The sequence below is a fragment of the Sulfurovum sp. bin170 genome, from assembly GCF_010892395.1.
GTDB lineage: Bacteria > Campylobacterota > Campylobacteria > Campylobacterales > Sulfurovaceae > UBA1140.
Genome location: NZ_JAACKB010000224.1, coordinates 1 through 8,317, shown reverse-complemented (window position 1 = coordinate 8,317; position 8,317 = coordinate 1). Strand labels below are relative to the sequence as shown.

Here is an 8,317-nt window from a genome sequence, read left to right as displayed (position 1 = left end):
ATTAAAAGAGATTGCAGATATAATAAAAGGTGCTCATCTGATAGAGGGGCAAAACAGAAACAGTGAGTGTAAACAGAAAGAGCTTACAATGGTCTCTCTTGAACCAATCTCTTTTATAGATGAGAGAAAGCTTATCGAGGTAAACGATTGTAAATGTGAATCTAATCAGTTAACACAGGTAGGCGATGTGGTTGTGAGTCTTTATTATCCCATGATTGCATGTTTCGTAGAAGAGGGGCAAGAGGGCTTTGTGGTTCCTCACTACATGGCTGTTGTTCGTATGAAGCCCAATTTAAATCTGGATAGTCGCTTTATTGTACAGTTTATTAATTCGGCGAGGGGTAGAAAAGCATTAGGAAAAGAGATTACAAAGTCTTATGGTGTAGTTCCAACCTCTCTACCTCTTAACTATCTAAATAGTGTAGATATAAGGGATAGAGAAAATATTTTGTTAGAGAATTTTTAGATTTTACTCTGCACAAAAGCATCCATCTCATCAACGATAACTTCAAGCGTTCGCTCACCATTAATAATATGCAGTAGATTTTTATCTGTGTAGAATGCTTGAATCTCTGCTAGTGGGTCAGTATAAATTTTCATTCTATCATAGAAGACCTCTATACTGTCATCACTTCGTTTTTCTCCCTCTTTTGCTTCTTCAGCACGACCCAAAATTCTATCTTTTGCAACTTGCTCGGATACTCTTACTTCGATAACAGAAGTCAGGTTGATATTATCCTCTTTTTCAATAATCTCATCTAGTGCTGTCATCTGTTCTACGCTTCTTGGATAACCATCTATTAGTACATTATCTACAGGTGCATTGTTAATTGCAGAGATGATTGTATTAACAATAATTTCTAGTGGTACCAAAGCACCTTTTGAGATAAAGCTTTCAATAGTTGCACCAAGTTCACTTCCACTTGATACCTCTTCTCTTAGCATATCACCTGTTGAGTAGTGTACTATCGTGTCAGAGTGTTTTTGTGCGATAAGACTTGCATCAGTTGTTTTACCTGAACCTGGGGCTCCGATGATTAGAAATAGTTTTTTTGCCATTTTATTTTTTCCTTTTTTATTAACAAAGGGCAGACACATTGGTCTGCCCCTACAAATTTTATTTATTCTGTCAATTGTTTCCGAACTCTAATGCTCAAATCATTTAATTGCTCACCGTCGACTGGACTTGGTGCATCGGTCAGTAGACATTGTGCTTTTTGAGTTTTAGGGAATGCTATAACCTCACGGATACTACTTGCCCCAGTCATCAGCATAATCATTCTATCAAGACCCAAAGCAAAACCACCATGTGGAGGTGCACCATATTTAAACGCATCAAGTAGGAATCCAAATTTCTCTTTAGATTCCTCTTCCGAGATACCTAGAAGTTTAAAGATTTCAGATTGTATCTCTTCTTTGTGGATACGAATCGACCCACCACCCAGCTCTGTACCATTGACTACTATATCATACGCGATGGACTCCAAATCTTCGATGTCATCAAATACGATTTTGCCATTTTCATCAGTTTTTGGCATAGTGAATGGGTGGTGCATCGCTTTGACGCGACCATCTTCCTCTTCAAACATTGGGAAATCCATAACCCACAAGAACTCAAATTTATCTTTTGGAATAATATCCATAATTTCAGCTAGATGAATTCTAAATCGACCCATATAGTCCCAAACTAGTTTTTTGTTACCTGCACCAAAGAAGACCGCATCGCCCACCTTAAGTTCACATCTCTCAATAATGGCTTGAATATCTTCATCAGTAAAGAACTTTGTCAGAGGACCTTTAAGTCCATCCTCTTTCATCTGAAAATAACCAAGACCTGCTGCTCCAAATTTACGAACATAATCTTCAAATCGTTTCATCTCTCTTTTTGAGAAGATATTATCACCATTTGGTACTTTGAGAGCTTTGATTCGATTCTTTTTACTATCTTTTGCAATATTGGAGAAGATTGCATTGTCACATCGCTCAAAAATATCCATAACATCTACCATTGCTAAGTCATAACGCATGTCAGGTTTGTCAGAACCGTACTTCTCCATAGCATCTATATATTGCATTCTTCTAAATTTAGTTGGAATGTCAAATCCACAGTTTTTGAAGACTTCATGAATCAGTTTTTCACCCACTTCCAAAACATCCTCTTGGTCACAGAAACTCATCTCAACATCTATCTGTGTAAACTCTGGCTGTCTATCAGCACGGAGGTCTTCATCTCTAAAACATTTGGCAATCTGAAAATATCTATCAAATCCACCCACCATCAAAAGCTGTTTAAAGAGCTGTGGAGATTGAGGAAGAGCATAGAACTCACCACCATGAACACGGCTTGGTACAAGATAGTCTCTAGCACCCTCTGGAGTTGATTTAGTGATAATTGGGGTCTCAACTTCAAGGAAACCAAGCTCATCAAGTACATTTCTAGTAGCAATGGTCGCTTTTGAACGAAGTTTAAAAATATCATAAGATTTTTGGGTTCTAAGCTCCAAGTATCGGTGTCTAAGTCGAATCTCTTCATTTACCTTATCATCACCCAAGTCAAATGGCATTGGAAGAGACTTGTTTTCAACTATCAAGTTGTCAACCACTATCTCTATCTTACCAGTCTTGAGTTTTGGATTCTCAAGACCTTCCCCTCTAGCTCTCACTTTTCCTGTTACAATCAGTACAAACTGGTCTCTTACATCTTCAGCTATCTTATGTGCCTCTACATTGTCAGCAGGGTCACAAACGAGCTGAACTACTTGGTCTTTGTCTCTCAAATCTATAAAAATAAGTCCACCATGGTCACGGCGACTCGATACCCAACCTGATACGGTTACCTCTTGCCCAATATGTGACTCGTTGACCTCTGCACAGTAGTGTGTTCTCACGATAATTCCTCTATTTAATTTATGTTATTAAAATTTTTTGCGATTATATCGAATTGTTCCATATAAGTAGGAATTTTTTTATTAGACATCTTTCAAAACTAGGAACCGATGGCTTTAGCCCAATGTCAATGAATTAAGGATTTAGACAAGGGAATCCCTTGTCTCTACTATTTTGAAATTGAAATATTGTAGGGACAATGGCACTGCCTTGTCCTAATAAATCAATAACAATATTCTTAATTCATTGGCATTGGGCTTTAGCCTCGTTATATTCGGGACTAAAGTCTCCGATTCCAAATGAGTTTTGCAAGAAGTCTATCATATTTTTTCCCAAAGTACCCCATCAGCCGTATCCATAAGAGAAATCCCCATAGCCGAAATCTCATTACGAATAGCATCAGATGAAGCATAATTCTTAGCCTTTTTAGCCTGATTTCTCTGCTCTATAAGAGATTCTATTTTAGCCTTAGTCTCCTCATCTATCCCTATCTGAAAATAGCTAAATGGCTCTTTTCCACCAAACCCTAAAAGTTCATCTATAAACTCTATATTAGCCATCGTCTCTTTTTTTAGCCCCTTATCTTTAGGATTAATATCAAGCTTGTCATTAGCTTCACTAATCATCTTCTCAACCAAAGCAAGAGCTACAGAGATATTCAAATCATCACTCATAGCCTCCATTACAGCTTTTTGAAACTTTTTATTAGGTTTAGAAGCTTTGGTTGGAACAATCCGTTTTTTGACTCTATATAGCTTATCTAGTCGCTTTTTGGATTTAATCAAATCCTCTTCATTAAAGTTGAAATCATTCCTATAATGAACCGATATAAGATAGTTTCGCAACACCTCACCATCATAAACCTTTAAAGCATCTTTGACAAAAAAGCTATTACCAAGAGATTTACTCATCTTCTCGCCATCAATATTGACAAAACCGTTATGCATCCAATATTTAGCAAGTTCATGCCCTGTAGCACATCTGCTCTGTGAAGCTTCATTCTCATGATGAGGAAAGAGCAAATCAGCACCACCACCATGAATATCTATGCTAAACTCATCATTGCCATCTGCTTGTGGGAAATGCTTCTCTATCATCGCCGAACACTCAATATGCCACCCAGGGCGACCTCTACTAAACGCAGTATCAAAACATATATCATCATCACCATGACACGCTTTCCATAGAGCAAAATCCTTTGGGTTTCGTTTTTGGCTATTATGCTCTACACGACTCTGATTATCCTTATCACTTCCTACTTGGTGTGAGATGCTACCATAGTTTGCATCTTTGGAGGTATCAAAATAGACATCCCCTGAACCAACCACATAAGCTATATCTTTCTCTATAAGTGCTTGAATCATAGCTTCCATAGCCTCTAGTGACTCTGTAGCTTTTGGCTCTATATCATTCTCTTGCACTCCTAAGACTCTCATATCTTCTAAATATCGTGCTATATAGTGTGTGGTTATCTCTTCTAAACTCTGCCCTGTCTCTTTGACTTTTTTGATAATCTTATCATCTATATCAGTGAAATTTTTTACCATTGTTACATCATAACGCAACGCTTTTAGAGTACGAACTAATAGGTCGAAACTAAGGCTAGACCTTGCATGACCCAAGTGTGCATCATCATAAACTGTTGGTCCACATACATATATGGAGGCTTCTCTTGGGTGGATGGGTTCAAATGGGAGTTTTTTCTTTTTTACGCTATCATAAATATACATATCTATTTTTCCTTTAAAAATTTTATTAATAAATCTCTTTTATTATCGTATCCAATCCATTAGTAAACTGTTGATGAAGTGTAGCAGAAATGCTGAAAAAATCAAACCAATAATCAGATAGATAAGTTTTTTAGATTTGACTATATCAAAAAAATGCCCTGTTCCAACCTCTCTAACGGTAAGAGTAAAGAGAACCACACCACCAATACTACCAGCAAGGGCAAGACCAATCACACCCATTAGATTCATAAGTATGATAGAAACAATGACATTTAGAACCAATGCTATGGTTGCAATTTTCGCCGCTTTGGTATGTTTTTGGTTAGCATAAAGAAACATAGCAAAGAGTTTTGTCAGACCATGAGGAACAAGACCTAACATATACATACTAAGTACACCAGCTGTTTGGATGGTATTCTCTTAGGTAAACTCACCTCGCTCTAGCAGTAGCCATACAATCGGTTCAGCTAGTATTATCCCCATAAGTGTTGCGATACCAAGCAGAGATAGTAGAAACCAAAATGCTTTGCCCAAGTTGCTGTAAGCCTCATCTATATCTCCACGATTAATCGCTTTTGAGACCATAGGAAACAGAGCAACAGAGGTGGCAATGGCGATGATGGCTAGAGGAAGTTGAAAGACTCTATTTGCAAAATATAGATAAGAGATAGAACCAGTGAGGAGAAATGAAGCTAATATAGTATCCAAAAATGCAGAGATTTGAGGCATGGAGTTACCCCACATAGACGGGAAGAAGAGTCTGTTGAATGCTCTCTCTTCATCTTTTACATCTTTTTTCTTTCTATATTTCCATCCACCGATAAGGAGCCTGTGCATATTTAATTTTTTGATAGCTATAACATGGGCTATAACCTGTAACAGTCCACCGATTAAAACAGCAAAACTAAGAGCAATAACAATAGTCTCTGGTTCATCTTTCATATATAGAAGTAGAGAAGCTATCATAGAGATATTGAGCAATGCTGTTGACATGGCTGTGGTGGCGAAGTGTTCTCTATATTGTAGCAGTGTAGCTAGAAATGTTACTATAAATACTAAATCCAAATACCAAAAGTTGATGGCAGTCAGAGGTGCTGTTTTGGCTATCTGTTCAGCAGACCAATCCCAAGCGATGGATTTGGTAAGTAGTTCGGGGAAAAAGCTAACAAATAGAGAAAAGAGTATAAGAATAAGCATAAAGCGTAAAAATATAGCTGTGGCAAAAACGCCCTTTTGTCTACTTGCTACAAAAGATGGCATAAAAGCTTGTGTAAATGCACCCTCTGCGAAGATTCGTCTAAAAAGATTTGGAAGTTTGAATGCTACGAAAAATATATCGGTATAGATAGAAGCCCCAAGTGCTGATGCCATAACAACATCTCGCCCTAAACCTGTAACACGAGAGAAGAGAATACCAAAGCTGTTGGTAAAGATGGATTTTAGTTTCATACAATTCTTTTTTTATGCAATTTTATCTAAATTATGTTTTTTATGCTAGATGAAAAATTGAAAGAGATAATAATAAAAAATATAATCCGTTCTAAATCCAAGACTTCCATATCAAATCTCTGATTTTCTGATAGTCAATACCTTATAAACCTCCATTTCTTCTTGTTTTTTCACATTTGTTTTTGTATCATTATTATTACAAGGGAAACAATGGGAACAAGAGAAGATTTAGCTAAAAAATGGAAAACGCCATACTTCAACCAAAAACTAAAAAGTATAACATTCAACGAAGTAGGGCTAAGAGGTGTCAAAAACACAAGCATAAAGTTTAACTACCCCATCACAGCCATAGCAGGTGCAAATGGTATTGGTAAAACAACCATTTTACAACTCATCGCCTGTCTCTACCACAACAATGACACAAGCCATAAACCCTACCGTTTCTCCAATGCTAAAAATGCCAAGCCTTACTATACTTTTCGTGATTTCTTCATTCACTTTAGAGGTGAAGATAAATCGGAAGGTTCAGCGATAGAGTATGCGTTTAGAGTAGGTAAAAAGAAGAAGTCACACACTTTAAAAAAAGGTCAACAGTGGAATGACTACAACCGACGTCCTGAGAGAACAACAGACTTTTATGGTGTCTCACGAGTTATTCCTGCCAATGAGTTTGCCATGATTAAAAATACTTTTGGTTCCTCTTCTGCCTCGTTTACCACCAAAGCACTCTCTAAACAAAGTACCAGCATGATTAAAAAAGTTTTAGCCAAACCGTTAGAGTCGGTAGAGGTTAACAGCTCTACAAAGGTAGTAAACTTTGACCTAAACAAAATAAACCTAAGTACAGGTCTAAGCTATAGCAACTTTAACATGGGAGCAGGGGAAGAGGTTATTATATCGCTCATTAGTCGCATGAATGAGTTGCCCCAAAACAGCATAGTACTCATAGAAGAGTTAGAGCTTGGTCTTCACCCAAAGGCTCAAAAGCTTTTAATAGAGAATTTGTTTCAGATTGTTTTAGATAAAAAGTTACAGCTCATTTTCACCACCCATTCCCCTTTTCTTTTCGATGCAGTTCCCACGCAAGGTCGCTTGTTATTACGAAAGCCCAGTGACAAGCTAGAGGTTATTTATAGTCCAAGTAGCTCATTGGCTTTTTCAGAGTTGACAGGTGAAACACCCAAAGAGCTAACGGTCTATGTAGAAGACAAGGTAGCCAAACTGATGTTGGAGACACTTTTAAGTTCGTCGATTAGAAAACGAATCTATATTCTCGATGTGGGAAGCAAAGAGAACTTGGTAAGTATGATAGGAAGCCACTATCGCAATGAGTCATTAGGAAAAGCCATTGCCATAGCCGATGGAGACTTGACAGAAAAAGAGTTAAGAGTTTGGTACAAAAGCCATCTACTAAAGAGCTACAAAGGTGAGCTGTTTGATGAGGAAGTTTTTCAGCAAGAAACCCAAAAGCTTTTTGCCAAATTCGTTGGTGATAACGCTCCTGAGAAATATATGTTGGAGAAGCTAAAAGAAAATGAAGCGTATGCTCGGTTTGTGGATGATAGTGATGTGTTTGTGGTGTTTATTGCTGATGAGATTTGTTTGGGTGACCATCATGGGTTGTTTCGAGTTATTGGGGAGGAGATTGGGCTTAGTGAAGAGAGTGTTATGAGGGATGTTGTTCGGGGATTGGTGCAGTTTTATCAAGAGGGTTTTAGAAAAATTAAAAAGTTTATAGAAGGGAGTTTAAAATGATAAATATAAAAATTTTACCTGCGTCAAATGGTGATTGTATTTTAATTACTACTGATAAGTTTAATATTTTGATAGATGGTGGTATGGGAAGAACATATCATCGAATATTACGAGAAAAACTAGAAGCATTAGAACAGATAGATTTAGTGATATTGACACATATTGATGAAGACCATATTTCAGGACTTATTGAGTTGTTTAAAGATGAGGAGATTCGACCTAAAGTTAAAAAAGTTTGGTTTAACTCTTTGGCTAAATTGGGTGAACTATTTGATGGTAAATATGACAAAAGTAAAGAGTATGATACAGATGATGATAGTGGTAAAAATGTAAGCTATAGACAAGGGGAGAGTTTAGAATCATTGTTAAATGGTATTGATTATGAATTAATATATTTAGAAAAACAGACGAAATATAAGTTTGAAGATATTGAATTAACTATTTTGTCCCCTCGTAAAAAAGATTTAAAAAGGCTTCATAAATATTGGTTAGTTGAT

6 protein-coding genes and 1 pseudogene are annotated in these 8,317 nt (G+C 36.9%); 3 read left to right on the top strand and 4 right to left on the bottom strand.

The features are described from left to right. Positions 1–466 (top strand): hypothetical protein (locus tag GSY74_RS05290; protein ID WP_164664062.1); only part of this gene is annotated, 466 nt, incomplete at its 5' end. Here GSY74_RS05290 and GSY74_RS05285 read toward each other — a convergent pair. The 4 genes and pseudogenes from GSY74_RS05285 to murJ form a co-directional block, all read right to left on the bottom strand. Next, a complete protein-coding gene (locus GSY74_RS05285) occupies positions 463–1,059 on the bottom strand; it encodes an adenylate kinase (RefSeq protein ID WP_164664061.1) in 597 nt (198 codons plus the stop codon). The two genes, GSY74_RS05290 and GSY74_RS05285, sit on opposite strands and share 4 nt — an antisense overlap. 62 nt (positions 1,060–1,121) lie before the next feature. Next, positions 1,122–2,888, bottom strand: a complete 1,767-nt coding sequence (aspS, locus tag GSY74_RS05280; RefSeq protein WP_164664060.1) for an aspartate--tRNA ligase — start codon at positions 2,886–2,888, stop codon at positions 1,122–1,124. 318 nt (positions 2,889–3,206) lie between these two features. Then, a complete protein-coding gene (gene cysS / locus GSY74_RS05275; RefSeq protein ID WP_164664059.1) occupies positions 3,207–4,616 on the bottom strand; it encodes a cysteine--tRNA ligase in 1,410 nt (469 codons plus the stop codon). A 42-nt stretch (positions 4,617–4,658) separates the two neighbouring features. Then, positions 4,659–6,065 (bottom strand): annotated as a pseudogene (murJ, locus tag GSY74_RS05270) (murein biosynthesis integral membrane protein MurJ). Between the two features lie 210 nt (positions 6,066–6,275). Here murJ and GSY74_RS05265 point away from each other — a divergent pair. Both GSY74_RS05265 and GSY74_RS05260 read left to right on the top strand, forming a co-directional pair. Continuing rightward, on the top strand, positions 6,276–7,820 hold the full coding sequence (locus GSY74_RS05265) for an ATP-dependent endonuclease (protein ID WP_164664058.1): 1,545 nt from the start codon (positions 6,276–6,278) through the stop codon (positions 7,818–7,820). Then, a partial coding sequence (locus GSY74_RS05260) for an MBL fold metallo-hydrolase (RefSeq protein ID WP_164664057.1) occupies positions 7,817–8,317 on the top strand: 501 nt, incomplete at its 3' end. The genes GSY74_RS05265 and GSY74_RS05260, both read left to right, overlap by 4 nt.

Excerpts from the sequence above, each read along its gene's own strand:
- cysS (WP_164664059.1), bottom strand. The coding sequence starts at position 4,616 with ATGTATATTTATGATAGCGTAAAAAAGAAAAAACTCCCATTTGAACCC.
- GSY74_RS05265 (WP_164664058.1), top strand. The coding sequence starts at position 6,276 with ATGGGAACAAGAGAAGATTTAGCTAAAAAATGGAAAACGCCATACTTC.
- GSY74_RS05285 (WP_164664061.1), bottom strand. The coding sequence starts at position 1,059 with ATGGCAAAAAAACTATTTCTAATCATCGGAGCCCCAGGTTCAGGTAAA.